The organism is Haloferax sulfurifontis (genome assembly GCF_014635105.1).
In the GTDB taxonomy this organism is placed as follows: Archaea; Halobacteriota; Halobacteria; order Halobacteriales; family Haloferacaceae; genus Haloferax; species Haloferax denitrificans.
In genome coordinates, this window is the sequence record NZ_BMCI01000006.1 from 228,277 (window position 1) to 253,422 (window position 25,146).

A 25,146-nucleotide genomic window follows, 5' to 3' on the forward strand; every position below is an offset into this window, starting at 1 on the left:
CAGATTGAGCAGGTCGGCCGCGGCGACGCGCCCCGACCGATTCACTCCTCGCTTTGCTCCGCCCGCGGTTCCGCGCGGCTCCCTCGTCGCTCCTCTCTCGGTCGCGTTCCGTCTCCGCGCTCGTTTCCTTCGGAGTCGCCCGTTTTCGCGTCGCCCGCTCCCGTATCGTCCGCTTCCGCGTCGCTTGCTTCCGCATCGCCCGTCTCGTTCCCGCCGGCGCGCGCCGGGAGCGCCTCGACGTCGGTCGCCCGCATGAGCGCGATGACCACGTTGTCGGCGACCTCCGCGGCGAACCTGCGCTCGTCGGTCCGCCACTGTCGCGGCTCGCCGACGTGTTCGTGACAGACGACGCCGACGACCTCGCCGCCCGACCTGACCGTCGCGTCGAGCATCGACGCGATGCCCTTCGGCCCGAGGTAGCCGTCCCGAAGCTCGGCGGTCGCCGGGTCGGTCCGAACGTCGTCGACGCCGAGCGACCGGTTCGCCGCCAGCGCCTCGAAGTACGACGGGTAGTTCGACGCGGTCAGCGTCGTCCCGGCGTTGTGCTCGCCCGACGACCGGTCGTACTGGTCGACACAGCGGAGCGTCTCGGCGTCGTCGAACAGCCAGACGCTCGCCCGCTCGACGTTCAGCACCGTCGCCATCGTCTCCGTGATTCGCGGCAGTGCGTCCTCGAACGACCCCCCGATGACCGCCTCGTCGGTCGCGAGGCCGACGAGCGCCCGCTGTTGGCGCTCGCGTCGCTCCCGCTCGCGGTAGGCCTCGGTCACGTCGCGGAAGACGGCGACGACGCCTTCGACCGCCCCGTCGTCGGTCCTGATGGGCGACATGCTGTCTTCGATGTAGCGCTCGCCGCCGTCGCTGGTGACGAGTTTCGTTCCCGCGGCGAGTTCGACCGGCCCGTCCGCCTCGGCGACGCGGCGCATCGGGTCGATGCGTTCGCCGGTCTCGCCGTCGACGAGGACGAGCACGTCCGAAAGCGGCTCGCCGACGGCGGCGTCGGCGTCGTAGCCGGTTATCTCCTCGGCGGTTCGGTTCAGTTGGACGACCGTCCCGTCGGCGTCGGTGGCGACGACGCCCTCGGCGATGGAGTTGAGGGTGACGCGGAGGTACGCCTCGCGCTCGCGGAGTCGCCGTTCCGCGCGCCGGTGGTCCGTGATGCGGACGAGCGTCTGTCGGAGGACGCCGTACTGCGTCGTCGGGTCGCCGCCCTTCTGGAGATAGCTGTCGGCGCCGAGGTTCAGCGCCTCGATGGCGACTTCCTCGCGGCTCCGCCCGGTGAAGATGACGAACGGCACGTCGGAGCCGCGCTCCTCTCGGAGCACCGACAGCAGTTCGAGTCCGGACATCTCCGGCATCTGGTAGTCGGAGACGACCGCGTCGAACGACTCCGACGCGAGCAGTGCCAGCGCCCGCCGCGGCGAGTCGGTCGTCACGACCTCGATTTCGTCGTCCGTCGATTCGAGAAACCGCTTTGTCAGCGCCAACAGCCCCTCGTCGTCGTCGACGTAGAGCACGCGCCTCGACGCCGACTCCCCCTCGCTCACGTCCATGTACTGTCGTGCCGATTCGCCGTTGTGTCTGATAACTGTTTGGTAGGTTAACTGTCGTCAACGTGATGCGTGTCGCGGGTCGAGGCGGCCCTCGCGTCAGTCCTCGCCGGCGGTCGCCTCGTCGTCGGTCGCCGCGTGGCCGGTCGCCCCGTGGTCGCTCGCTTCGTCGCCCGCGTCGGTCTCGTCCACGCGGTCGTAGAGGACGGACTCGCCGGGTTTGACCGTCCCGCCGGTCGGGATTCTGACGCCCGCGTTCAGCGAGGCGTTGATGCCGGTCTTCACCCCGTCACCGAGGACGACGCCGTACTTCCGGCGACCCGACGAGACGAGTTCGCCTTTGAGCATCTGCCGGACGGGCTCGCCGTCGTGTCGGAGGTTCGCCACTTTTGTCCCCGCGCCGAAGTTCACGTCGCGGCCGAGGAGGCTATCGCCGACGTACGAGAGGTGGCCGACCGTCGCGCCCTCCATCAGGACGCTGTTTTTCACCTCGACGGCGTGGCCGACCTTGGCGTGCTCGCCGACGAGCGTGTGCCCGCGGACGTAGGCGTTCGGGCCGACGGTAGCCCCGCTCCGGACGAGCACCGGCCCCTCGATGACCACGCCGGAGCGGACCGTCGCGCCCGCCTCGACGACGACCGGCCCGTCGAGTTCGGCCCGCTCGGACACGTCGCCGTCGATTCGCGGTTCGAGTTCGCCGAGCTTCCACTCGTTGGCTTCGAGGAGTTCCCACGGCCGCCCCACGTCGAGCCAGCGCTCGAAGGCGACGCCGCGCACGTCGTAGGCCTCGCAGGTCGCCGCGAGCACGTCGGTCAGTTCGAGTTCGCCGCGGTCACTCTCGTCCACGTCGAGCCAGTCGTGGGCCTCGGCCGGGAAGACGTACGCGCCGGCGTTGACGAGGTCAGACGGCGGGTCCGCGGGCTTCTCGACGACGCCGGTGACGAAGCCCTCGTCGTCGGTGTCGAGGACGCCGTAGGAACTCGGGTCGTCGACGCGGAACGACCCGACCGCGGGCGTCCCCTCGTACAGCGTCGACAGCGTCGGCACGTCGTACAGCGCGTCGCCGTTGAGGACGACGAACGGCTCGTCGGGGTCGAGATGGGGGGCCGCGGCGCGGACGGCGTCGGCCGTCCCGCGCTGTTCCGACTGGACGGCGAACTCGACGGGGACGCCCCCGCGCTCGTCGCCGAAGTAGTCGCGCACGTCTCCGGCCTCGTAGCCGACGACGAGAGTGATGTCCGTCGCGCCCGCCTCGATGGCCGCGTCGGCGGTGTGTGCGACGAGCGGCCGGTCGGCCACGGGGAGCATCGGCTTCGGTCGGCGGTCCGTGAGCGGACGCATCCGGGTGCCGCGGCCGGCGGCGAGAATGACAGTCTGCATACCTCCCTAAGGGACTGCGCGGAAGAAATTTCTTCGGTCCGGACGATATCGAGGCGGGGACCAATCGTCGTGCTGTGGGTTGCCTCTGATCCACCTACCGATACCGACTCGAGGTGGGACGGCCGGCACGGCAACTATCTGTCAATATCAGTCTGACAAAACGCTTGCGAACTCCGCGCCGGATTCGACTCCGAGACTCCGCCGTCGCGCGGCGCGGTCGCTCCGGGGCGGTTCGAACCACACGGCCCGCGAACGGCGAATACGTTGGGGTTACGATGGGTTGGAGATTCGCACGAGACGCGGCGCCGTGTGTTAGTGAACGGACGAACGCCAGCGTGTAATAGTTTCGTTCCGCGGCGACGCGAACCGCGTTCGTGGGCGTTATTACCATCCCACCCTTCGGCTGTGGAGGGTTACGATGGAGATTCGCACAGGACTCTCTTACGGAGACGTATTGCTGGTTCCACAGCGCTCGCCGGTCGACAGCCGGAGCGACGTGGACCTCTCGACCAACGTGACGCCCGACTTGCGCCTCGACACGCCGCTCGTCAGCGCGGCCATGGACACCGTCACCGAAGCGGACCTCGCGGCGACGCTCTCGGGCCTCGGCGGCCTCGGCGTCGTCCACCGCTTCCTCGACGTGGACGAGCAGGCCGAACAGGTCCGCCGCGTCGCCGAGGCGGGCGGGACCGTCTCGGGCGCGGTCGGCATCAACGAGGACTACCTCGACCGGACCGAGGCGCTCCTCGACGCCGGCGCGGACGCTATCGTGATGGACATCGCTCACGGCCACATGGAGCGGTGTCTCGACGCCGTCGAACGGATTCGCGACGAGTTCGACCCCGAAATCGTCGCGGGCAACGTCGTCACGCCGGCGGCCGTCGAAGACCTCTGGGAGGCCGGCGCGGGCTGTGTGAAAGTCGGCGTCGGGCCGGGGTCGCACTGCACGACCCGCGAGGTCGCGGGCGCGGGCTACCCACAGCTCACGGCCGTCTCGGAGTGCGCCGAGCGGGCGCACGACCTCGACATCCACGTCATGGCCGACGGGGGGATTCGGACCTCCGGCGACGCCGCGAAGGCGCTCATGGCCGGCGCGGACACCGTCATGATGGGGAGCTTCTTCGCCGGGACCGACGAGGCACCGGGCCGGGTCGTCGAGGTCGACGGCGAGACGTACAAGCGCTCCCGCGGGATGGCCTCCACGGAGGCCGCAGACGACCGCGAGGACAAACAGAGCGACGTGGACGCCGGCGAGGGCGTCGAGGCGCTCACGCCCTACAAGGGGCCGGTCGAACCGCTCGTCGAGGAGTTCCTCGGCGGGGTTCGCTCCGGGGTGAGCTACTGCGGCGGTCACACGCTCGCCGACGCCCGCGAGAAGGCCTCGTTCGTCCGCGTCGCGGCGAGCGCGAAGGAGCGAGAAGGCGCACACGGCGTCGTCTTCGCCGAGGGCCCCGTCGAGGTCGACGAGGAGGCCGAACGCGAGTTGCAGGCTCCGATGGCCGACTGACTCCGAGGTCGGGGAACCGACTCCCGACGCGACACCGCGCGGTGACTCACGACGCGACGCGAGACGACGCGGACCGCCACGCCGGCGACCGCGCCCTCGCCGAGCGACGGCGTTCGCGCTGACACACCGGCGTCATCGCGCTCGAATAACATCTCAGATTCGATAGTATTCGACTGTTATTTTCGAATATTGGTAGTTATTTAGTTCGAGCACATGGCTTCGATTCGAGTTCGAACACTCGGCAATCGGGTCCACAGCGAGCCGACTGATCGATTTCTCTCGTCACCCCTAACACCGAAATTTCGCTCGAATAGCGCGTCAATCGCGCGAAAAACGCACCGTTCGTCCGCTTTGAATCGCCGCGCCGCGCTCGCATCTCGGACGGAAGAACTCGGCCACCGAATCGAGTCCGTCGCGCTCGTGACCCTCTCCGACGATGACTTATCAAGCCAGATTAGAACTATATATACTGATACGTTTGCCGACGGACACCGCCGAACTCGACCGGCTCGCCTGACAACCGTATCCGTGTCACGAGTCGCGGAAGTCGACTCGCCTCATCCGTGACAAACATAATTCTGTAATCTCTTTGGTGTCTGCCGGCTCGCGTCCGAACGACTCCGGGAACGGGCCGCCCGGCGTCAAACATCCGCGAAATACAGCTATGCCGAACCGTTGTTTTGCATCACTGGAGACTACGAGTAGGTCGCGCGGATGCCGATGACGCGGGCGGCCTGCGTCACCATCTCGGGGACCTCCGTGTGGTACCACTCGCCTTTCATTCGGGTGGTCGGACCGGAGACGCTAATCGCGCCGAGGATGGTCTCGTCGTCGGAGAGAATCGGCGCGCCGACCGCTCGCATCCCGGTGATGCGCTCTTCGTCGTTGAAGGCGTAGCCGCGCTCGCGAATCGTCGCCAACTCGGCTTCGAGGGCGTCGCGGTCGTCTATCGTCTTCGTCGTCAGCCGCGTCAGTTCGCCGTCGAGAATCTCCCTTCGGCGCTCCTCGTCGCAGAACGCGAGGTAGGACTTGCCGACCGACGTGGTGTGGAGGTCGACGGTCGTGCCGATGTGCGAGTCGGTCTGGAGGCCCTGTTCGGACTTCACCTGATAGATGTAGACGCCGCGGCCGTTCTCTTCGACCATCACTTGTCCGCGCTCGCCGACCGCCTCGACGAGGTCGTCCATCTCGCCGATGGAGGCGTGGTACAGCGCGTGTCGCGTCCGGGCGTGGTCGCCGAGGTCGAGGAACTTCAGGCCCAGCGCGTACTCGTCGCCCTGCCTGACGACGTAGCCGAGTTCCGCGAGCGTCTTGAGGTGGTTGTGGGCCGTGCTCTTCGAGATGCCGAGGTCGTTCGCTATCTCCGACACCCCGCTCGCGTCGTGGTCCCTGATGTGTTCGACGATGCCGAACGACGTTTTCGTAGCGCCGATTGTTCCCGTCGCATCGTTCCCGTTCGTGTTCATAGTTAGCAATCAGACAGTGAGGTAATAATTGTTGGCGTTTTGTTCGGGTGAGCCGAACGAGTGTTCGCCTCAGTACCGAGTCAGCGCGGCGACGGTCTCGCGGACCGGCCTCGAACCGACCGCCGAGAGCGCGTCGAGCGCCGCGTCCGCGGCGTCCTCGCCGAGACCGAACGCGAGCAGGTCGCGGTTGCGCGAGTCGAGGTCGGCCGCCGACAGCGGGTCGCGGTAGTCGCCGCGGGGGTACTCGCGCTCGCCGACGTAGCGGCTCCCGTCGCGGGCGGTCACCTCGACGCGCGCCCCCCAATCGTCGGGGAACGCCCGCTCGAACGCCTCGTCCGCGTGGAGGTGGACGCGCTCCGAGAGCCCCTGCACGGCCTCGTCGCCGAGCGCGTCGTCGAGGAAGTCGTCGAGTTCGACGCTCCCGTCTGCGACCCAGCGGGCGAGGACGTACGGCGTCGAGAACTTCGCCGCGGTGAGCGTCTCGGGTCGCGCGTGGCTCATGTCGACGCCGTTGCGGTAGGTGTACACGTCGATTCGGTCCACGTCGCCGGGCGCGAGGTCGTCCGCGCCGGCGTCTCGTAGGGCGTCGAGCGGGGCGTGGGTGTAGCGACACGACGGATACGGCTTCTGGTAGGCCTCGGAAATCCACCAGTCGTCGCCGAGCGAATCGAACAGGGCGTCGAACTCGCCGTCGCCGAGGAGCGTTTCGAACGGGTCGTAGACGGCCTCCATCGCCGCGGGCGACCCGCGGAGGCCGGCGGCGGTCAGCGTCGCGGCGCTCACGCCGGCCTGCGCGGAGAACCCGGCGGTGACGTTCCGCGACGGCGCGCCCTCCGCGAAGGGGTCGTGCATGGAGACGACCGCGAGGTTCAGCGCGGTCCGGACCGTCTCGCGCACCCCGTCGGGCGACTGTCCCGCGCAGACGGCGGCTGTCAGCGCTGGCCCGAGCGTCGTCCACGTCGAGTGCGGGTCGCGGACGAGCCACGGAATCGCCTCGTTCATCCGGGCCTTCATCGCGAAGATGGCGTACTCGAAGCGCGCGCACAGCTCGTAGGAGCGGACGCAGGCGTCTACGAACGTCTCGCCGTCCACGTCGTTGGCCTCGGCGACGCCGACCGCGCCCGCGACGACGCTCGCGCCGACGTGGCCGCCGCGGTTGTGGCCCTCCTCTATCTCCTGTGTTATCGCCGCCGTCGCGTTCAACAGCGCCGCCTGCGACGGGTCGACCCGGCGGTCGGTCCCGAGGACGGACGCCGGGCCGTCGGCCAGTTTCGCGTCGCGGAAGACGCCCGCGTGCTGTGGCGCGGCCGCCCCCGCGACGGTCGCCGCGAGCACGTCCGCGACGATTCGCGCCCCGTCGGCGCGCACGTCGTCGGGTATCTCGTCGGTCAGAAAGCCGTACACCTGTCGTTCCCAGTCTCTGACTGGCTCGTGTGAAATCATGGTCTCAGTGGTCTCGGTGAGTGTCGGGGGTGCTCAGGCCCGAGTGAGGGCGCAGAGCACGCGGGGGGCGGCGGGTTCGGTCGCCGCGGTCCAGAGGCCGTCGACGCCGCCGTCGCCGATGACGGGCGCGACGAGTCGGTCGAACTTCGCTCGGAGTTCCGATTCGGTGAACGGGTCGCGCTCGCCGCCGCGGGCGGCGCGCACCTCGCGGGCGTACCGCTCGCCGTCGCCCGTCTCGACGGTGACGCGCGCGCCGCGCTCGTCGGGGGCGCGGGCCGCGAACTCCTCGGTGGCGACCACGTCCACGCGGCGGGCGAACCCGAGGGCGGTCTTCGTCAGCGCCTCGTCGGTGAACGCCTCCTTGCCGGTCTCGCCGGTCGTCAGCGCCGAGGCGACGGCGAAGGGAATCGAGAACTTCGCCTGCAGGGCGTTGGCGGGCGCGGGTTCCGACAGCGCCGCGGCCGCGGGGTACGTCTCGACGCTAACCGACTCGATGTCGGCCGCGTCGACGCCCGTCTCGTCGACGAGGAGCGCCACGGCGTCGAGGGCGGCGTGGGTGTAGCGGCAGGCCGCGTGGACCTTGAAGTAGCCGCGCTCGAGTTCCCAGCGCTCGCCGAGTTCGTCGGCGAGGGCGCTCCGGTTGGGGCCGTCCGCGGCCACGGGTTCGAGGTGTCGCGCCACGCCGTCGTCGAGGCCGGTGAACCCCGACTCGGCCTGGTCGACCGCGAGGAGGCCCGAGAGGTTACTCATCCCCACGTAGCCGTTTCTGACGGTCGCGCCCTCGGTCGCCGCCTCGAACCGGGTGTGCTGGGCGTAGTTCGCCGCCATGCGCATCGCGTCGAGCGTCGTCTCGGCGTCGAGGCCGCGGAGTCGGGCGACGGCCGCGGCGGTCCCGACGCCGCCCCACACGCCGTGGGGGTGGAGGCCGTCCGCGAGCGGGACCACCGTCTGGGCGGCGCGGACCGCCGCCTCGTAGCCGGCGACGAACGCCGTCAGGAACTCGTCGCCGCTCCGGTAGGCGGACTCGCCGTCCGCGAGGAGCGCGGGCAGGACGTGTATCGCGGGGTGGCCGGCCGCGAAGCGGTGGCCCTCGTCGAGTTCGAGGACGCTCCCGGCGGCCGCGTTGACGAACGCGGCGCGGTACGCGGTGGTCCGCTCGCCAGCCGTCCCCATGACGGTCGATTCGCCGCCGTTCTCGTCGGCCCACCGGCGCGCCAGCGCGGCGACCGCGGGGTCCGACGCGCCGCCCAGCACCGCGCCGATGGTGTCGGCGACGACGAGGGACGCGCGCTCGACGACCGACGCGGGGAGGTCGGCCCGGTCGAGGTCGGCGACGAACGACGCGAGCGCTTCGTCGGTCATCTCACACCCCGAGGTACGCCTCGACGACGCCCTCGTCTTCGAGGAGTTGGTCGCCGTCGGCGGTCATGCTGATGCGGCCGTTCTCCATGACGTAGCCCCGGTCGGCCAGCTTGAGCGTCTGTTGGACGTTCTGTTCGACCATGAGCACCGTCATGCCCTGCGCGTGGATGTCCTCGATGACGTCGAACACCTCTTGGACGAGGTGCGGCGCGAGCCCGATGGACGGCTCGTCGAGGATGAGCAGGTCGGGTTCGCCCATGAGTGCGCGGGCGAGCGTCAGCATCTGCTGTTCCCCACCGGACATGGTGCCGGCGCGCTGGTTCTTGCGCTCCGCGAGCCGGGGGAACAGCTCCAGCATCTCGCCGAGGTTCTCCTCGCGGTTCGCCTTCGCCTCCTCGGTCTGCGCGCCGAGAAGCAGGTTGTCGATGACGGTCATGTTGGTGAACAGGTCGCGGTTCTCCGGGACCTGCACGATGCCGCGCTCGACGATTTCGTGGGACGCCTTCGAGTGAATCGCCTCGTCGCGGTAGGTTATCTCGCCGTGACTCGGCGAGAGGATGCCGCAGATGGTGCGCATCGTCGTGGTCTTGCCCGCGCCGTTCGAGCCGATGAGCGCGACGATTTCGCCCTCGTCGACGCGCATGTCGACGCCGTGGAGCACCTCGATGTCGTCGTAGCCGGCGCGGACGCCGCGAAGTTCAAGCATCGACGTCGAACCCCCCGATGTAGGCCTCGATGACGCGGTCGTCTTCGACCACCGTCTCCGGCGCGCCGAAGGCGATGCCCTTCCCCTGGTCCAGCACTTTCACGTAGTCCGAGATGTTCATGATGGCTTTCATGTCGTGTTCGATGATGAGCAGGCTCGTCCCGCGCTCGCGCAGTTGGCGGAACAGGTCGAGCATCTGGTTCGACTCCGACGGGGTGAGCCCCGCCATAATCTCGTCGAGAAGCAGGATTTCCGGGCGCGTCGAGACGGCGCGGGCGAGTTCGAGGCGCTTCTGTGCGCCCACGGTGAGTTCGCCCGCCTCCTCTTCGGCCTTGTCCGCGAGCCCGACGAATTCGAGGGTCTCCATGGCGATTTCGCGCGCCTCGCCCCGGCGGCGCGTGTGGATGTGCGCGCCGACCATCGCGTTCTCGACGACGGTCAGCTCCTCCAGCGGGCGCGTGATCTGGAACGTCCGCGCCAGCCCCGCCCGCGCGATTTTGTGCGCCGGGAGGCCGGAGATGACCTCGCCGTCGAGTCGGACGGTCCCGCTCGTCGGCGGGAACGCGCCGCTGATGCAGTTGAACAGCGTGGTCTTGCCCGCGCCGTTCGGCCCGATGAGGCCGATAATCTCGCCGCGGTTGACGGTCATGTCCACGTCGTCGAGCGCCTGCAGGCCGGAGAAGCGCTTGCCGACGCCCTCGACCGACAGAATCCGCTCGCCGTCGCGGTCGATGTCCGCGTCCGGGTCGTCGACGCTCTGCGCGGTCGTCTCGTCTGCCGACATCACTCGCTCACCTCCTCGTCGCCGCGGACGCGGTTCCAGAGGGCGCGGGCCTGACTCGGCCAGCTCACCACGCCGCGCGGCGAGTAGATGACGATGGCCACGAGGAACGCGCCGTAGATGATGCGGTCGAGGCCGTTGATATCGGAGAACGTCGTCCGCGCGATTTCGCTGACCGGCGTGACGATGAACGAGCCGACGATGGGGCCCAGAAGCGTCCCCGGGCCGCCGACGACCGCGGGGAGGAGCAGTTCGACGTTCTTGAACAGCGCGAACACGGTGTCGGGGCGGATGGTGTTGAAGTACATCGACCAGTAGGCACCGCCGAGGGCGGTGAAGAAGGCGCTGACGGCGACGCCGATGAGCTTGTACCGGAAGCTCGGCACGCCGACGCTGGCGGCGGCCCGTTCGTCCTCGCGGATGGCGAAGAAGTACAGTCCGACCCACGAGTTCTTGATGACCCACGAGACGAGCGTCACGACCAGCAGGAAGCCGACGATGAGGTAGTAGTACGGCAGGTCGCTCTGGAACTGGAAGGCGGCGAGGCCGTACTCAGCGCCGTAGTCGCGCGGGAACGGCTTGAAGTAGCCGTTGGCCCCGTGGAGTTCGGACATGTTGGTGACGACGAAGCGGAGCAGTTCCGCGAACGCCAGCGTCGCCAGCGCGAAGTAGTGGCCCTGTAAGTTGAAGCGGAACGAGAGCGCGCCGATGACGAGGCCGTACCCCGCCGCGAGCACGCCGCCGACGAGCATGCCAATCCACGGGTTCACCGCGAAGTCGACGACGAGCGCCTGCGTGGCGTACGCGCCGACGCCGAAGAACGCCGCGTGCCCGAACGAGAACTGCCCGGTGTAGCCGGACATGATGTTCCACGCCTGCGCCGTGTAGGCGTAGATGACCGTGAGGATGAGCATCCGAAGGCTCAGCGTCGCCGCGAGTTCCATCCCGGCGACGTCGATTTCGATGAGCGTCGGGAGCGCCGCGAGCAGGCCGAACAGGGCGACGCCCTTCACCAACGGGGCGTACCGCCCGTCGTCGAACGTCCGGTAGCGGTCGCGGACCGTCTCGATTGCGCTCACGCCTCAGCACCTCCGAACAGCCCCTCGGGCTTGACGAGGAGCGTCCCGATGAAAAGCAGGAAGATGAGCACCTGCGCGGTGGTCCCGGGGAGGTAGTAGCCGCCGAACACCTGAATCAGCCCGACGATGAGGCCGCCGACGAACGCGCCGGGGAACGAGCCGAGGCCGCCGAGGATGACGATGACGAAGGCGTTGATGAGGTACGTCTCGCCGGTGAAGGGGTCGAACCGCTGGAACAGCGCGATGGAGCCGCCGGCGACGCCGGCCAGCGCCGCGCCGATACCGAAGGTGAGGTAGTTGATGCGGCGGACGTTGATGCCGACGTAGCGCGCGCCGTCGCGGTTGTCGGCGGTGCCGCGAATCTTCCGGCCGAGGTCGGTCCGGTTCAGGAACGCCCGCACGGCGAGCATCGTCCCGAGCGCGATGACGAGCGCGTAGAACTGCCCGAGCGGGATGAAGACGTCGCCGACCTGCACCGACCCGAGCGAGAGTTCGACCTGCTGGGGGTCGGGCGTGAACAGGATTTCGACGGCCGACTGGATGATGAAGAGAACGCCCAGCGTGGCGATGAGCTGGTTCTGCTGGGGTGCCTCGATGATGGGCTCGACCGTGAGAATATGGACCACCACCCCGAGGGCGAACAGCACCGCGGCGGCGATGGGTATCCCGAGGAACGGGCTGATGCCGGCCGTCTCGGAGACCAACCACACCGAGTACATCCCGACGACGAGGAAGATGCCGTGGGCGAAGTTGATGACGTCCATCACGCCGAATATCATCGTCAGCCCGAGCGCCGTCAGCGCGTAGACCCCCCCGAGCAGGAGGCCGAACGCGAGCAACTGTAGGAGGACGGGCTCCAGATTGGTGATGTCGGTCAGGAACTGTGCGAACGGGTCGATGAATCGGCCGAGGCCACCGCCCTGTAGCGGCAGGGGCGCGACCGATGTGACTAGGTGTCCCATGCGGTTTCTACGCTCGGGAATTGTTGTCAACCCCCATAAAAGGTGGCTATCGTTCGAGACGGTTCGTTGACGTGACGGCGCGCGCGGGTAGCGGTTAGACCTGCGGTTCGGCCTCCGCGTACTCCTCGGGGTAGACGACTTTGACCGAGAGGTCCTGGACCTGGTTCACCGGTCCGAGCGCGTTGACGTTCTCGCCTTGGTCGTCGAACTCGATTGCGCCCATCGCGGAGATGTGGTCCTCGTAGCTGAGGCCCTTGAGCGCCTCGTTGATGTCGTCGGGGTCGACGCTTCCGGCCTCCTCGACCGCCTGAATGATGACCTCCGCCGCGGTGTAGGACATCCCGACCGACGCCGAGAACTCCTGGTCGTAGTTGTCGAGGAACTGCGAGCGCACCTCGGCGGTCTTGTCGACCGTCGGGTTCAGCGCGTAGTTGTTGTCCAGCACGCCGTTCGCGAACTCGCCGATGTCGCTGACTGCGTCGTCGTCGGTGAACGTCGCGGACGCCGAGGCGGTCAGGTACGGCGGCCGGTAGTCCTGGTCCTGCAACGCCTGTGCGAGCAGGACGCCGCCGGCGACGTACGTCGTGGCGATGATGGTGTCGGGGTCGGCGCTCCGGAGCCGCGACACCTGCGTGTTGGCGTTCGACGCGCCGAACTCGATGGCCGTCTCCTCGACGATTTCGACGTTCTGCTCGGGGAGGAACTCGCGGAGGCTGTCGCGAATCGCCTGCCCGTAGCTGTTGTTGATGTAGAACAGCCCCGCCGTGTCGATGGTGCCGCCGCCGTCGCGGATGACCGAGGGAACGAGGTCCGCGTAGTCGCTCGCCAGCCGGCGCGCCGGGGGCTGGGGCCGGTAGACGTAGTTGAAGTCGCGGCCCTGCAGGATGTTGTCCGCCGCCGCGATGGAGATGACGAAGGGGACGCCCTGTCGCTCCGCGACCTGCGTCGCCGCCGTCGTCACCGGCGAGGAGTAACAGCCGGTGAGGACGTCCGCGCCCTCGCTGAGCAGTTCCTCGCTGACCTGTCCGCCGAGCTCCTGTGCGCCCTGGTTGTCGCCCTCGATGACGGTCACTTCCGCGCCGTCGAGCGATTCGATGCCGCCCTCCTCGTTTTTCCGCATCGCGGCGAGTTTGATGGCGTTGCTCATCCCGACGCCCGTCGCGGCGAGACTCCCCGAAAGCGGGTGGTTCGACCCGATGATGACCTCGTCGACGGACTGCTCGGGCGTCCCCGTCGTGGTGCCCGTGTCGCCGCCGGACCCGCCCGAGTCGCCGCCGGAGTCACCGCCCGAATCACCGCCGCCGTTCCCGGCGTCGTCGCTCGCACAGCCGGCCAGTGTCAATGCCGCGACGCTCGCGCCCGTTGCTTTGAGGAAGCGCCGCCTGTTGCTCGTCGAAGACTTGAGAGTCTTACCCATGGCAATCGGTATCGAGGTTAGTGCCTACTGTAATAAATCCTCCCGTACTCGTGTTGTCACGTTCTGCGGATATTCCTGCGACGAATCGGTTCTGGTCGGCGAACTGCGTCGAAAACGAGTAGTTTCGGTGCCCTGCTCCGGGGCCGTGACCTCGCCGCGGCGTCAGTCGAGCGACTCGCGGGCGTGGATGCCGGCGAGGCGGCCGTAACCGAGGGCGGTCGTCAGCCCGTTGCCGGAGAGGTAGCCGCCCGCGCCGTGGCCGCTGATGCCGCAGGCGGTGCCGCCGCCGGCGTAGAGGTTTTCCACGGTGCTCCCGTCGGTTCGGAGGACGCGCCCGTGTTCGTCGACGACGAGGCCGCCCTGCGTGTGGAAGAGCGCGCCGGTGACTTTGGCCCCGTAGAAGGGCGCTTCCAGCGGATTCGCGCCGTCGACGCGACCGACCTCGTCCGGCTCGCCCGCCGCGGCGGCCTCGTTGTAGTCGGCGACCGTCTCGGCGGCGGCCTCGCCGTCTGCACCGAGTCGCTCCGCGAGGGCCGCGACCGAGTCGGCGGTGTGGTAGGTCCCCCGCTCGATGGCCTCGTCGAAGTCCTCGAACTGCCCGCGGAGCTTCTCGAAGATGCGCTCGTCGAACAGCTGAATCGCCTGTTCGCCGGGCTGTTTCAGCACCGAGATGGCGAACTCGCTGTAGCCGGCGGACTCGTCGCCGAACCGCTCGCCGTCCCGATTCACGAGGATGCCCCCGTTCATCGTGACCGCGTAGGTCGAGAGTACGCCCGTCTGACTCGCCACCGTCGCGTGGCCCTGATAGGCGTCCATGCAGGCGAGTTCCCCGCCGAGTTCCGCGCCGAAGCGGACGCCGTCGCCGGTGTTGCCGTCAGCGCCGAAGTACAGCGCCCGCTCGACGTCCGCCTCGCAGTAGTCGGTGACCATCTCGCGGTTGCCGGCGAAGCCGTCGGTGGCGAGGATGACCTTCTCGGCCTCGATGGCCTCGTCGTGGCCGAGGCCGGCGACGACCCCCCGGACCGCGCCGTCGCCGGCGACGAGTCGCTTCACGGGCGCGTTCGTCAGGAGTTCGATGTTCGGCGTCGACTCGACGCGCTCGACCAGTTCGTCGACGAGGTTCTCGCCGTTTCGGCCCTCGGGAGCGTGCATCCGGTACTCGGAGTGTTTGGGGTACTTGAAGTCGTCCACGATGTGGAGCGTGACGTCCCAGTCGTCGACGAGCCAGTGGATGAGGTTCGCGCTCTCCTCGCAGAGGTACCGGACGCGCTCCTCGTCGGCCTCGTAGTCGTTTTTCTCCAAGATGTCGCGGGCCATGTCCGCGGGCGTCTCCTCGATGCCGGCCTCGCGCTGGAGGCGCGTCCCAGCCGCGGGGACCATCCCGGTCGAAAGCGACGTGTTGCCGCCGCACTCTGGCGCTTTCTCCAGCACCGTCACGCGAACGTCGGGGTCCTCGCTGGCCGCGAGCGCGGCGACGAGGCCGGTGCCGCCGCCGCCCGCGACGAGCACGTCCGTGTCGATGTCCCACTCGATGTCGTCGACCGAGACGACTTCGGCGACGCCGTCGCTCGGCGTCCGCCGGGCTAGTTCGTCCATGCACTCTGCTAGGGAGACTCTATCGTAAAACTACCGCCTCCGGCGGCGTCGGCGTCGCCGCGGCCCTCTCGCGTCGTCGCCGTGTCCGTCGCTTTCGTGGGCGCACGTGAGAACAATTCCACCGTCGCTCCTGCGGCCGCGTCCGCCGTCGCGCCGACTCGAACGTTCAGGAACGGCAGACAGTCCGAAACGTCGGAGTGAAAAACTATGTGTGTCGAGAACACCCATACCGCATGGACTCGCCACGAGACATCGTCGAGGAGTTCTTCGACCGCATGGAAGACGACCGCAGGAACACCGTCGGCGACCTGTTCGCCGAGGACGCCGTCATCTCCCTGCCGGGGGCGACCTTCGAGGGACCGACCGCGGCCTACGACTTCCTCGCCCATCTCGAACCGCGCTACGAGTGGGCGGCCAAGGAGTTCGACCGCTGGATTGAGGCGGGCGACACCGTCGTGAGCGTCGGGTCGCTCTACGGCGTCGACAACGACGGCGCGGACTTCTCGGACGTTCGCTACGTCGATATCTACGTCGTCCGCCGGGGGCTCATCGAGCGCCTCGACATCTGGAACGACCTCGCCGCCGACGGCGTCGTCCCGGTCCCGGCCGACGACGCGCCCGCGGTTCCGGCGGAGGAATGAGCGAGCGAACCGCGGTCCTGTTCGCGCTCCGCGACGACCCGTCGCTCGTCGTCCGCGCCGAGGAACTCGGCTACGAGTCGGCGTGGGCCGCCGAGGGACAGGGCAAGACCGCCTTCGGCAAGCTCGAACGCTGGGCCGTCCACACCGACGAAATCGGCCTCGCGACGGGGATCGTCAACGTCTTTTCGCGGACGCCCGCGGCGCTCGCGGCGGCCGCGGCGACCCTCGACGACCACTCCGGCGGCCGCGCGATTCTCGGCCTCGGCGTCGCCCACCCCGGCGTGGTCGAGGCGTTCCACGGCGTCCCCTTCGACCGCCCGCTGTCGCGACTCCACGAGTACGTCGAACTCGTGCGGCGCTACCTCCGCGGCGAGGCCGACTCGTTCGACGGGGAGTTCTTCTCACCTGAGCGCACGAGCTTCTGGGACGCCTTCGACCCCGTCCGCGAGGAGATTCCCATCTACAACGGCGCGCTCGGGCCGGCGAACGTCCGACTCACCGGGCAGGTCGCCGACGGCTGGCTTCCGAACCTCTACCCGCGCCCGCAGTTCGAGGAGGCGCTGGAGTGGCTCGACACCGGGGCGGCCCGCGCCGGCCGCGACGCGAGCGACGTGGACGTGGCGATGTACGTCCTCACTTCCGTCCACGACGACGCCGACGAGGCGCGGCGGGCGGCGGCCGAACACGTCGCCTACTACCTGCGCGACGTGCCGGGCTACTACGACCGCGCGGCCGAGCAGGCCGGCTTCGCCGACGAGGTCGAGGCCGTCCGGGCCGCGCCGACGACCGAGGCCGGGGCGCGCGAACTCTCGGCGGAGTTCCTCGACCTCGTGGCGCTGGTCGGCACGCCCGACGACGTGCGGGGGCGACTCGGCGAACTCCGCGAGATGGGCGTCGACCTCCCGGTCGTCCGCGCGCCCGCCGGCGTCGACCGCGAGTGGGTGGCGCGGACGCTGGAGGTGTTCGCCCCGTAACATGACGCCGGCGAACCGTGCCGTACTTTTATGCCGGATGCCACCGCATCTCAAGCGAAGCGAGTCATGACAGACCGTATCTGGGAGGACCTGCTATCCGAACAGGATAAACAGGTCATCACGAAGGCTGGTTACGACAAGGAAGGCGCCTCGTCGTGGGAGTCCCGCGGCATGGGCGAGAACCCGATGGTTCTCGTCATCGACATGCAGCGGCTCATCGTCGGCGAGAACGTCCCCATCCTCGACGCCATCGAGGAGTACCGCACCGCGATGGGCGACATCGCGTGGGACGCCATCGAACATATCGACCCGTTCCTCGACTTCGCGCGGGAGCAGGGGCTTCCGGTGACGTACACGCGGGTCGTCCCGTCGAGCTACGACGACCCCGACCACCCCGACCTCGACATCGTCGACCCGGTCGCGCCCGAGGAGGGCGACACCGTCGTCGACAAGTCCTACGCGTCGGCGTTCTACGGGACCGACCTGCTCTCGCGGCTCGTCCGCGGGGGCCACGACTCGGTCATCATCGTCGGCAACTCCACGAGCGGGTGCGTCCGAGCCACCGCGGTGGACGCAAAGCAGAACGGCCTCAGCGTCGTCCTGCCGCAGGAGTGCATCTTCGACCGCATCGAGGCGTCGCACAAAATCGGCCTCCTCGACCTGTGGATGAAGTACGCCGAGGTGCTGGAGACCGAGGCGGTCGAAGAGTGGGTCGAGACGCTATGACCCACGACCACGACCTCGTCATCTCGAACGGCACCGTCGTCACGCCCGAACACGGCACCTTCGAGGCCGACGTCGCGGCCGACGGCGAGACCATCTCCGCCGTCGCCGCGCCCGGGACGCTCTCGGGCGAGACGGAAATCGACGCGACGGGCAAGCACGTGCTCCCGGGCGCGATCGACCCGCACACCCACCACGGTATCTACCGCGGACTGGAGGCGGACGCCGAGTCCGAGTCCAAGTCGGACCTCGTCGGCGGCGTGACCACCATCGGGAACTACTTCCGCCGGGCCGGGGCCTACGAGGAGATTATGCCGGGCTACTTCGACGAGGCTGAGCCGAACTACTACCACGATTACTTCTTCTCGCTCGGCCTGCTCTCGATGGAGCACGTAGCGGAGATTCCGACCATCATCGAGGAGTTCGGCATCACGACGTTCAAGTGGTACATGAACTACAAGGACGCCGCCCGCGAGAAGTTCGGCGTCGACTGCGACATGCACGACGACTTCGGCGATGCGTTCGTCCGGAAACTCGCCGAACAGGACGTGCCGACGACGCTCGGCTACCACTCCGAGAACGTCGAAATCACGAACGCGCTCGCCGGCGGCAACGTCTACGTCACCTCGGAGTCCGACGACACCGACGCCGACGCCGACGAGGGCTACGAGGTGATGGTCGAGGAGTTCCCCGGCTACGCCGAGACCCAGAGCATGGTCGCCGGGGCCGCGCTCGCCAAGGTCCACGGCTACGACGACCGCTTCTACGCGGTCCACATCTCCGCCGGGGGGACGGCCGACGAACTCGCCGCACTCCACGACGCGGGCTACCGGGCGTGGGGCGAGACGTGTATCCACTATCTCGCGCTCACCACCGAGGAGTGCGACGAGCGCATGAAAGTCAACCCGCCGGTCCGGTCGAAAGCCGACCAAGAGACGCTCTGGGAGCGCCTCGCCGACGGCACCATCTCGACTATCGGGACCGACCACTGCGCCAACCTCGCGGAGAACAAGTTCGGCGAGGGCATCCGCGACAGCCTGCTCGGCTTCCCCTCGACGCCCGTGATGCTCCCGCTCATCCTCTCGGAGGGCGTCAACGAGGGCCGCATCTCGCTGGAGCGCGCCGTCGAGGTGACGAGCACCAACGCGGCGAAGGCGTTCAATCTCTACCCCAAGAAGGGGACAGTCCGGGTCGGAAGCGACGCCGACCTCGCCGTCGTCGACCTCGACGAGACGAAGACGGTCACGCCGGAACTGTTACACAGCGTCAGCGGCTACTCCCCCTACGAGGGCCGAGAGGTCACCGGCTGGCCGACTCAGACCGTCGTGAAGGGCGAACTCGCCTACGACGACGGCGAAATCGTCGGCACGAAAGGGCACGGAACCCACATCGACCGCCCGGTGTGAGCCAGCGGCGACCGACCCGAGCCACGAACGCGGACTGACCGGCCACGCGGAACCGGGCACACGTCCCGACGGGCACGCGGACGCGCACACGCACCACCACACGACCACCACACGCGACACAGAACGAGAAGACACACACGACATGACGAACGACACGAACGGACCACTCGACGGCCTCGTCGTCCTCGAAGCCGGGTCGATGATATCCGGCCCGACCGTCGGCCGCTTCCTGGCCGACTTCGGGGCGACGGTCATCAAAATCGAACACCCGGCGTTCGGCGACCACATCCGCCGCTTCGGTCCACAGAAAGACGGCGTCGGCCTCTGGCACAAGTACCTCTCGCGGAACAAGCAGTCTATCACCCTGAACATCTCCACCGACGAGGGCGCGGCGGTGTTCGAGGACCTCGTGGGCGAGGCCGACCTCCTCATCGAGAACTTCCGGCCCGGCACGCTCGAACGCTGGAATGTCGGCTGGGAGCGCCTCTCCGAGGTCAACGACGACCTCGTGATGCTTCGGATGTCCGGCTTCGGTCAGACCGGCCCGTACGCCGAGCGCCCCGGCTTCGGGACGCTCGCGGAGGCGATGTCCGGCTTCGCCTACCTCAACGGCTTCCCCGACTCGCCTCCGTTGCTCCCGCCGACCGGCCTCGCCGACAACATCGCGGCGCTGTTTTCGACGTTCGCGGTGATGTTCGCGCTCTACCACCGCGACGTCCACGGCGGCGGCGGCCAGTACATCGACACGAGCCTCATCGAACCCATCTTCGGCCTGCTCGGCCCGCAACCGCTCCGCTACGACCAACTCGGCGAAATCGAGTCGCGGTCGGGCAACCGCTCGACCTCGTCGGCCCCGCGGAACGTCTACCGGACGGGCGACGACCGCTGGGTCGCCATCTCCGCGAGCGCCCAACCGCTCGCCGAGCGCACGTTCGACGCCATCGACCGCCCCGACCTGAAAGACGACCCGCGGTTCGAGACCAACGAGGACCGACTGGAACACGTCGACGAACTCGACGCCATCATCCAAGACTGGATGGACGACCACAGCCGCGAGGAGGTTCTCGACGCGTTCGAGGCGGCCGACGCGACGCTCGCGCCCGTCTACAACGTCGAGGACATCCTCAACGACGAGCACTACGCGGCGCGCGAGGCGTTCCTGACGGTCGACGACCCCGACCTCGGCGAGGCGGTCGTCCAGAACGCCTTCCCGAAGTTCTCGGAGACGCCGGGGCGGGTCGACCACCTCGGGCCGTCGCTCGGTGAACACAACGACGCGGTCTACCGCGACCGACTCGGCTACGACGAGTCGGTGCTTTCGGACCTCGAAGCGGAGGACGTGATATGAGCCTCCTCGACTCGCTTCCCGAGCGCGTCCACGTCGTCGAGATGCTCCCCCGCGACGGGTTCCAGCGCCTCGACGAGTTCGTCCCGACCGACGAGAAAGTCGAGATAATCGACGCCCTCTCGGACACCGGCGTCGACGAAATCGAACTCTCCTCTTTCACCCACCCGAAGGCCGTCCCGACCCTGCGGGACGCCGACGAGGTGGCGAAGCGAATCACCCGCCGCGACGGCGTGACCTACCGGGCGCTCGTCCCCAACCTCCGGGGCATGGAGCGCGCCGTCGAAGCCGAGGTGGACAAAGTGAACGCGCTCGTCACGGTGAGCGAGACCTACACGAGCAAAAACCAGAACCGCACCCGCGAGGAGGTGCTCGCGGAGATGGACGACATCGTCGACCTCGCCCACGACCACGGCATCGAGGTCGAAGCCGGGATGGGGACGAGCTTCTACTGCCCCTACGAGGGCGCAATCGACCCGGCGGAGACCCTCGCGGTCGTCGACAGCGTCGTCGACTCCGGCGTCGACGAGGTGACGCTGGCGACGACGATGGGCCTCGCCAACCCGGTCGAAATCACGGAGCGGTTCACCGCCGCGTTCGAGGCCCACCCCGGCCTCGACATGGGCCTGCACCTCCACGACACGAACGGGATGAGCCTCGCCAACACGCTGGCCGCGATGGTGGTCGGCGTCGACCGCTTCGACGCCTCGGTCTGCGGGCTCGGTGGCGGCGTCGTCCTCCCGGGCGACATGTCCGGCGTCGGCAACACGCCGACCGAGGACCTCGTCCAGATGCTCGAACGCATGGGAGTCGGCCACGGCGTCGACTTCGGCCGCATCGAGGCGGCCGCCCACGACGTGTCCGACCGCTTGGGCCTCGGCCTGACGAGCCACGTCCTCGCGGGCGGCACCGTCGAGGGCGTCCTCGACACCGTCGCGGCCGACGGGGAGGAGGACTGAGATGTCCGGCAAGACCCTCGCGGAGAAACTGCTCTCGGAGAAATCGGGCACCGACGCCCGCGCCGGCGACTACGTCGAAGCCGACGTGGACGTGGCGATGGCCCACGACATCACCGGGCCGCTCGCGTTCCAGACGTTCGACGAGGTGACGGGCGACGACGGCGAGCTGTTCGCGCCCGACCGGACCGTCTTCACCATCGACCACCACGCCCCCGCCGACGGGGTGCAGGCCGCGAACAACCACAACGCGGTCCGCGAGTTCGCGGCGGAACACGGCGCACATCAGTTCGACGTGGGCGACGGCATCTGCCACGCCGTGCTCGTCGAGGAGGGGTTCGTCGGCCCCGGCGACCTCGTCATCGGCGCGGACTCCCACTCGACGACCTACGGCGGCATCGGCGCGTTCGGGACCGGCGTCGGCTCGACCGACCTCGGGACCGCACTCGCGACGGGCGAACTCTGGTTCCGCGTCCCGAAGACGCTCCGCTTCGAGGTCGACGGCGATCTCCAAGACGGCGTCTACGCGAAGGACCTCATCCTGCGATTCATCGGCGACGTGGGCTTCGACGGCTGTACCTACATGGCCGCCGAGTACGCCGGGAGCGCCGTCGAGTCGCTCCCGATCCACGAGCGCCTCGTCCTCTCGAACATGGCCATCGAGATGGGCGGCAAGGCCGGCCTCGTCGCGCCCGACGAGCGGACCGAGTCGTACCTCGAACGCCAGACCGGGAACGAAATCGACCTCGGCGACGCGTTCGTCTCCGACGACGACGCCGACTACGAGGCGATTCACACGTACGACGCGGCCGCCCTCGCCCCGCAGGTCTCGAAGCCGTCGAACCCCGAGAACGCGGTCGACGTGACCGAGGTCGCGGGCACCGAAATCGACCAACTGTTCGTCGGCACCTGCACGAACGGCCGGTACGAGGACATCAAAGTCGTCGCCGACATCCTCGACGGCGAGACCATCGCCCCGAACGTCCGGATGGTCGTCGTCCCCGCCTCGAAGTCCGTCTATCAGCACATGCTCGGGACGGGCGTCTTCCAGACGCTCACCGACGCCGGCGCGGTCATCCAGAGCGCCGGCTGTGGGCCCTGTGCGGGCTACCACCAGGGCGTCCTCGGCGACGGCGACGTCTGTCTCGCCACGGCGAACCGGAACTTCCCCGGCCGCGAGGGATCGATGGAGTCGTCGGTCTACCTGTCGAGTCCGGCGACCGTCGGCGCGAGCGCGCTGTACGGCGAAATCACCGACCCCCGCGAGGTCGAGACGAACCGCTACGACGACACGGTGTTCGCGGAGGTGCTCCCATGACGGGAGCCGCCGACGGCACCGGCGACGGCCGCCCCGACCCGGCCGACCCCGGCCGCGCGTGGGTCTTCGGCGACAACGTCGACACCGACCAGATAACACCGTCGCGTTTCATCGTCTCGTCGGACCCCGACGAACTCGCCAGCCACGCCTTCGAGGACCTCAGACCCGAGTTCTCGGAGTCGGTCGAGACCGGCGACTTCGTCGTCGCCGGCGAGAACTTCGGGAGCGGGTCGTCGCGGGAGCACTCGCCGCTGTCGCTCGTCGGTGCGGGCGTCTCGGCGGTCGTCGCGCAGTCGTTCGCGCGCATCTTCTTCCGCAACGCCATCAACCTCGGCCTGCCGGTGCTCATCTGCCCCGGCGCGGACGCCATCGAGGACGGCGACGAGATTCACGTCGACCTCGACGCGGGCGTCGTGACGAACCACACGCGAGACGAGACGTACGAGGCGGAAGCGCTCCCCGAGTTCCTCCAGTCGCTCGTCGAACAGGGAGGGCTGAAAGCCTACACGAAGGCGAAACTCGACGGCTGAGCGGGCACTCGGCTCACGGCATACGGCTTGACGCTTCGGCCGACGACCGCACAGAGGCACCCGCGAACGCCGTTCCGAGACGGCTGTTTTACTTTCCTCACCGCTTTCGCGCGTCCCAGTAGAGGAGTCCGGCCGCGACGACGAGACAGACCGCGAGCCCCGCGAACGCGGCGACGTAGCTCGCGTAGGTGGCGACGATGCCGACGTACGCCGGTCCCAACGCGTTCGCGCCGAGGAACAGCGCCCGCGCGCCCCCGAGGTCGGCCCCGCGGTCGGCGTCGGGCGCGTTGTCCATGATGATGGCGTCCGCGAGCGGGAACTCCGTCTTGTAGCCGGCCGCGAGCGCGACGACGGAGACGTAGATGAGCGGGCGCGCCTCCACGGCCGAGAGGACGGCGAGCGCGCCGGCGGCCACGAGCATCCCGACGACGGCGATTGACTCGCGGCGGAACCGGTCGCTCAGGCCGCCGGCGACGGGCTTGATGGTGATGCCGACGGCGAAGACGATGGCGAACGTCGCGCTCGCCAACTGCTGGTCGAACCCCTTCGCCTCGATGAGGTAGGTCGGAAAGAAGTTGATGACGCCGCCGACCATGAAGTAGAACAGTCCGAACGCGAGGAGCGTCCGGCGCTGTTCCGCGCTGGCGAAGAGGCGACGGAGCGTCCCCGAGACGTGGAGTTCGGGCGACCCCACGGCGTAGCCTTCTCTCGACCAGAACGCGTAGAGGACGGTGAGCCCCGCGAGGACGACGGCGACCGGGAGAAACGGCGTCCGCCACGTCGCGTAGGTCAACGCGAGGATGGCGAGCCCCGAGGAGACGAGGCCGCCGAGGTCGGTGCCGGCGGCGTAGAGGCCGAGCGCCCGGCCGCGGCGTTCGACGAACAGGTCAGAGAGGAGCGCCCGCGAGGGGATGGCGAACAGCCCCTTCCCGAGTCCCGTGATGACCGCCGCGGCGACGAAGCCCGCGAGGCCGCCGGCGAGGCCGAACGTGGCGAAGCCGAGGACGAGGATGCCCAGTCCGGGGACGATGAGCGTCGCCCGCGTCCACCGGTCGGAGTACTCGCCGCCGGGGTACTGGGTGACGGCGTAGACGCCCTGAAACAGCGCCAGCGCGATGCCGGCGGTCGCCTCCGTTATCTGGAGTTCCTCGATGATAGTCGGCAACAAAGGCGACAAGAGAAATCGGCCCGTCTGGAGGACAGCCCACGCCAGCGACACCGTGACTAACATCCGACCCGGGTAGCCCGCAAGCAAACGCTCGTCGGATGTCGGCTGTTGGTTCACACCCTCCGTACATCGACCTGCTACCAATGGGTTACGATTTCGAAACGTTGGTTCCGGGTGTTGGGGCCGCGGTCCCGAAGGCAAGGGTAGACAAAATAAACAATAATTAGTTTATTACTCAGTCTTCAAAAGAGTCGGCGCTCCGTCATAGAACCTTCGTATGCCGTTTAACATCTACAATTTTTACAATTTTTACAAATTCCAAAATTTTCACAATTCTAAACTTCATAGAGTTTATTCACTCTGGTCCGGGTGTCCCTGTCTTCGATGGCCGGCGCACAAATTTTTACCACCCGCGGCCGCGACAGTGCGGGCATGGACGCGACGGCAATCGACCACGTGAACCTCCGCATCCCCGCCGACGGCCTCGACGCCGCGGTCGAGTTCTACCGCGACGCGCTCGGCTTCGACATCGAGAACCGCGACCGCTACGAGTCGGGCGAAAAGCCCTTTTTCTCCGTGCGACTCACTCCGGTGAGCGTCATCCACCTCCGGCCGGCCGAGAACTTCGAACCGCCGACGGAGACCGCCTTCGACCACGTCGCCGTCGAGTTCGCCCACGACATCGACGAACTCCGCGGCCACCTCGACGCCGCGGGCGTCGACATCGACCGCCAGCTCGAACCCCTCGGGGCGACGGGCGTCGCACCCGCGGTGTACGTCACCGACCCGTTCGGCTACACGCTCGAACTGAAGGCCGCGGCCGACGACGACTGAGC

General features: G+C 68.3%; 22 protein-coding genes. 10 read left to right on the forward strand and 12 right to left on the reverse strand.

Features of this window, described 5'->3' with window-relative positions; genetic code table 11:
• Positions 1–41 precede the first annotated feature (41 nt).
• Together IEV64_RS16440 and glmU are read right to left on the reverse strand one after the other, a co-directional pair.
• Positions 42–1,553, reverse strand: a complete 1,512-nt coding sequence (locus IEV64_RS16440; RefSeq protein ID WP_188424514.1) for a response regulator — start codon at positions 1,551–1,553, stop codon at positions 42–44.
• Between the two features lie 96 nt (positions 1,554–1,649).
• Positions 1,650–2,930, reverse strand: a complete 1,281-nt coding sequence (gene glmU, locus IEV64_RS16445) for a bifunctional sugar-1-phosphate nucleotidylyltransferase/acetyltransferase (protein ID WP_007276263.1) — start codon at positions 2,928–2,930, stop codon at positions 1,650–1,652.
• A gap of 418 nt (positions 2,931–3,348) precedes the next feature.
• On the opposite strand from glmU, the gene IEV64_RS16450 reads away from it, so the two are divergent.
• Positions 3,349–4,437: a guanosine monophosphate reductase gene (locus tag IEV64_RS16450; protein WP_188424516.1), complete on the forward strand. Its 1,089-nt coding sequence runs from the start codon at positions 3,349–3,351 to the stop codon at positions 4,435–4,437.
• A gap of 695 nt (positions 4,438–5,132) precedes the next feature.
• Here IEV64_RS16450 and IEV64_RS16455 read toward each other — a convergent pair.
• The 9 genes from IEV64_RS16455 to IEV64_RS16495 all read right to left on the reverse strand — a co-directional run bounded on the left by IEV64_RS16455 (position 5,133) and on the right by IEV64_RS16495 (position 15,249).
• Positions 5,133–5,903 (reverse strand): IclR family transcriptional regulator, encoded by a 771-nt coding sequence (locus IEV64_RS16455; protein ID WP_004967825.1) that lies wholly within the window; start codon positions 5,901–5,903, stop codon positions 5,133–5,135.
• Positions 5,904–5,972: 69 nt separating this feature from the next.
• On the reverse strand, positions 5,973–7,346 hold the full coding sequence (locus tag IEV64_RS16460; protein WP_188424518.1) for an MmgE/PrpD family protein: 1,374 nt from the start codon (positions 7,344–7,346) through the stop codon (positions 5,973–5,975).
• A 33-nt stretch (positions 7,347–7,379) separates the two neighbouring features.
• Complete coding sequence (locus IEV64_RS16465) at positions 7,380–8,708, reverse strand: MmgE/PrpD family protein (RefSeq protein ID WP_188424520.1); 1,329 nt, start codon at positions 8,706–8,708, stop codon at positions 7,380–7,382.
• Position 8,709: 1 nt separating this feature from the next.
• A complete protein-coding gene (locus tag IEV64_RS16470) occupies positions 8,710–9,414 on the reverse strand; it encodes an ABC transporter ATP-binding protein (RefSeq protein ID WP_004967828.1) in 705 nt (234 codons plus the stop codon).
• The gene (locus IEV64_RS16475; RefSeq protein ID WP_188424521.1) at positions 9,407–10,198 is read right to left on the reverse strand and encodes an ABC transporter ATP-binding protein; all 792 of its coding nucleotides are present in this window, start codon (positions 10,196–10,198) and stop codon (positions 9,407–9,409) included. The genes IEV64_RS16470 and IEV64_RS16475 overlap by 8 nt, the downstream gene beginning before the upstream one ends.
• Positions 10,198–11,274 carry a branched-chain amino acid ABC transporter permease gene (locus IEV64_RS16480; RefSeq protein WP_188424523.1) on the reverse strand — a complete coding sequence of 359 codons (1,077 nt, stop codon included), beginning with the start codon at positions 11,272–11,274 and terminating at the stop codon, positions 10,198–10,200. The genes IEV64_RS16475 and IEV64_RS16480 overlap by 1 nt, the downstream gene beginning before the upstream one ends.
• A complete protein-coding gene (locus IEV64_RS16485; protein ID WP_007276271.1) occupies positions 11,271–12,236 on the reverse strand; it encodes a branched-chain amino acid ABC transporter permease in 966 nt (321 codons plus the stop codon). Before IEV64_RS16485 ends, IEV64_RS16480 begins: the two co-directional genes overlap by 4 nt.
• 94 nt (positions 12,237–12,330) lie before the next feature.
• Positions 12,331–13,653 carry an ABC transporter substrate-binding protein gene (locus tag IEV64_RS16490; RefSeq protein ID WP_049920679.1) on the reverse strand — a complete coding sequence of 441 codons (1,323 nt, stop codon included), beginning with the start codon at positions 13,651–13,653 and terminating at the stop codon, positions 12,331–12,333.
• Between the two features lie 162 nt (positions 13,654–13,815).
• Complete coding sequence (locus tag IEV64_RS16495) at positions 13,816–15,249, reverse strand: FAD-dependent oxidoreductase (RefSeq protein WP_188424525.1); 1,434 nt, start codon at positions 15,247–15,249, stop codon at positions 13,816–13,818.
• A 233-nt stretch (positions 15,250–15,482) separates the two neighbouring features.
• On the opposite strand from IEV64_RS16495, the gene IEV64_RS16500 reads away from it, so the two are divergent.
• From IEV64_RS16500 to IEV64_RS16535, 8 genes are all read left to right on the forward strand, one after another.
• Complete coding sequence (locus IEV64_RS16500; RefSeq protein WP_188424527.1) at positions 15,483–15,890, forward strand: nuclear transport factor 2 family protein; 408 nt, start codon at positions 15,483–15,485, stop codon at positions 15,888–15,890.
• Positions 15,887–16,864, forward strand: a complete 978-nt coding sequence (locus tag IEV64_RS16505) for an LLM class flavin-dependent oxidoreductase (RefSeq protein ID WP_188424529.1) — start codon at positions 15,887–15,889, stop codon at positions 16,862–16,864. The genes IEV64_RS16500 and IEV64_RS16505 overlap by 4 nt, the downstream gene beginning before the upstream one ends.
• Before the next feature lie 66 nt (positions 16,865–16,930).
• The gene (locus IEV64_RS16510; RefSeq protein WP_004967836.1) at positions 16,931–17,590 is read left to right on the forward strand and encodes an isochorismatase family protein; all 660 of its coding nucleotides are present in this window, start codon (positions 16,931–16,933) and stop codon (positions 17,588–17,590) included.
• Positions 17,587–18,993 (forward strand): dihydroorotase, encoded by a 1,407-nt coding sequence (locus IEV64_RS16515; RefSeq protein WP_188424531.1) that lies wholly within the window; start codon positions 17,587–17,589, stop codon positions 18,991–18,993. Before IEV64_RS16510 ends, IEV64_RS16515 begins: the two co-directional genes overlap by 4 nt.
• 142 nt (positions 18,994–19,135) lie before the next feature.
• On the forward strand, positions 19,136–20,341 hold the full coding sequence (locus IEV64_RS16520) for a CaiB/BaiF CoA transferase family protein (RefSeq protein WP_004967838.1): 1,206 nt from the start codon (positions 19,136–19,138) through the stop codon (positions 20,339–20,341).
• Complete coding sequence (locus tag IEV64_RS16525) at positions 20,338–21,297, forward strand: hydroxymethylglutaryl-CoA lyase (RefSeq protein ID WP_188424533.1); 960 nt, start codon at positions 20,338–20,340, stop codon at positions 21,295–21,297. Before IEV64_RS16520 ends, IEV64_RS16525 begins: the two co-directional genes overlap by 4 nt.
• Before the next feature lies 1 nt (position 21,298).
• Entirely contained in the window at positions 21,299–22,612 is a 1,314-nt protein-coding gene (locus IEV64_RS16530; protein WP_007276278.1) for a 3-isopropylmalate dehydratase large subunit, read from the forward strand.
• Positions 22,609–23,142, forward strand: coding sequence for a 3-isopropylmalate dehydratase small subunit (locus tag IEV64_RS16535; protein WP_007276279.1), 534 nt, complete (start codon positions 22,609–22,611; stop codon positions 23,140–23,142). The genes IEV64_RS16530 and IEV64_RS16535 overlap by 4 nt, the downstream gene beginning before the upstream one ends.
• A gap of 97 nt (positions 23,143–23,239) precedes the next feature.
• Here IEV64_RS16535 and IEV64_RS16540 read toward each other — a convergent pair whose 3' ends face one another.
• Entirely contained in the window at positions 23,240–24,373 is a 1,134-nt protein-coding gene (locus IEV64_RS16540; protein WP_049920680.1) for an MFS transporter, read from the reverse strand.
• A 369-nt stretch (positions 24,374–24,742) separates the two neighbouring features.
• Here IEV64_RS16540 and IEV64_RS16545 point away from each other — a divergent pair, with 369 nt between their 5' ends.
• Positions 24,743–25,144: a VOC family protein gene (locus IEV64_RS16545; RefSeq protein WP_188424614.1), complete on the forward strand. Its 402-nt coding sequence runs from the start codon at positions 24,743–24,745 to the stop codon at positions 25,142–25,144.
• The last annotated feature ends 2 nt before the right edge of the window (positions 25,145–25,146 follow it).

What these genes read in the sequence shown, in the direction of transcription:
- IEV64_RS16440 (WP_188424514.1), bottom strand. Translation starts at nt 1,553, where the DNA reads ATGGACGTGAGCGAGGGGGAGTCGGCGTCGAGGCGCGTGCTCTACGTC.
- glmU (WP_007276263.1), bottom strand. Translation starts at nt 2,930, where the DNA reads ATGCAGACTGTCATTCTCGCCGCCGGCCGCGGCACCCGGATGCGTCCG.
- IEV64_RS16450 (WP_188424516.1), top strand. Translation starts at nt 3,349, where the DNA reads ATGGAGATTCGCACAGGACTCTCTTACGGAGACGTATTGCTGGTTCCA.
- IEV64_RS16455 (WP_004967825.1), bottom strand. Translation starts at nt 5,903, where the DNA reads ATGAACACGAACGGGAACGATGCGACGGGAACAATCGGCGCTACGAAA.
- IEV64_RS16460 (WP_188424518.1), bottom strand. Translation starts at nt 7,346, where the DNA reads ATGATTTCACACGAGCCAGTCAGAGACTGGGAACGACAGGTGTACGGC.
- IEV64_RS16465 (WP_188424520.1), bottom strand. Translation starts at nt 8,708, where the DNA reads ATGACCGACGAAGCGCTCGCGTCGTTCGTCGCCGACCTCGACCGGGCC.
- IEV64_RS16470 (WP_004967828.1), bottom strand. Translation starts at nt 9,414, where the DNA reads ATGCTTGAACTTCGCGGCGTCCGCGCCGGCTACGACGACATCGAGGTG.
- IEV64_RS16475 (WP_188424521.1), bottom strand. Translation starts at nt 10,198, where the DNA reads ATGTCGGCAGACGAGACGACCGCGCAGAGCGTCGACGACCCGGACGCG.
- IEV64_RS16485 (WP_007276271.1), bottom strand. Translation starts at nt 12,236, where the DNA reads ATGGGACACCTAGTCACATCGGTCGCGCCCCTGCCGCTACAGGGCGGT.
- IEV64_RS16490 (WP_049920679.1), bottom strand. Translation starts at nt 13,653, where the DNA reads ATGGGTAAGACTCTCAAGTCTTCGACGAGCAACAGGCGGCGCTTCCTC.
- IEV64_RS16495 (WP_188424525.1), bottom strand. Translation starts at nt 15,249, where the DNA reads ATGGACGAACTAGCCCGGCGGACGCCGAGCGACGGCGTCGCCGAAGTC.
- IEV64_RS16500 (WP_188424527.1), top strand. Translation starts at nt 15,483, where the DNA reads ATGGACTCGCCACGAGACATCGTCGAGGAGTTCTTCGACCGCATGGAA.
- IEV64_RS16505 (WP_188424529.1), top strand. Translation starts at nt 15,887, where the DNA reads ATGAGCGAGCGAACCGCGGTCCTGTTCGCGCTCCGCGACGACCCGTCG.
- IEV64_RS16510 (WP_004967836.1), top strand. Translation starts at nt 16,931, where the DNA reads ATGACAGACCGTATCTGGGAGGACCTGCTATCCGAACAGGATAAACAG.
- IEV64_RS16515 (WP_188424531.1), top strand. Translation starts at nt 17,587, where the DNA reads ATGACCCACGACCACGACCTCGTCATCTCGAACGGCACCGTCGTCACG.
- IEV64_RS16520 (WP_004967838.1), top strand. Translation starts at nt 19,136, where the DNA reads ATGACGAACGACACGAACGGACCACTCGACGGCCTCGTCGTCCTCGAA.
- IEV64_RS16525 (WP_188424533.1), top strand. Translation starts at nt 20,338, where the DNA reads ATGAGCCTCCTCGACTCGCTTCCCGAGCGCGTCCACGTCGTCGAGATG.
- IEV64_RS16530 (WP_007276278.1), top strand. Translation starts at nt 21,299, where the DNA reads ATGTCCGGCAAGACCCTCGCGGAGAAACTGCTCTCGGAGAAATCGGGC.
- IEV64_RS16535 (WP_007276279.1), top strand. Translation starts at nt 22,609, where the DNA reads ATGACGGGAGCCGCCGACGGCACCGGCGACGGCCGCCCCGACCCGGCC.
- IEV64_RS16540 (WP_049920680.1), bottom strand. Translation starts at nt 24,373, where the DNA reads ATGTTAGTCACGGTGTCGCTGGCGTGGGCTGTCCTCCAGACGGGCCGA.
- IEV64_RS16545 (WP_188424614.1), top strand. Translation starts at nt 24,743, where the DNA reads ATGGACGCGACGGCAATCGACCACGTGAACCTCCGCATCCCCGCCGAC.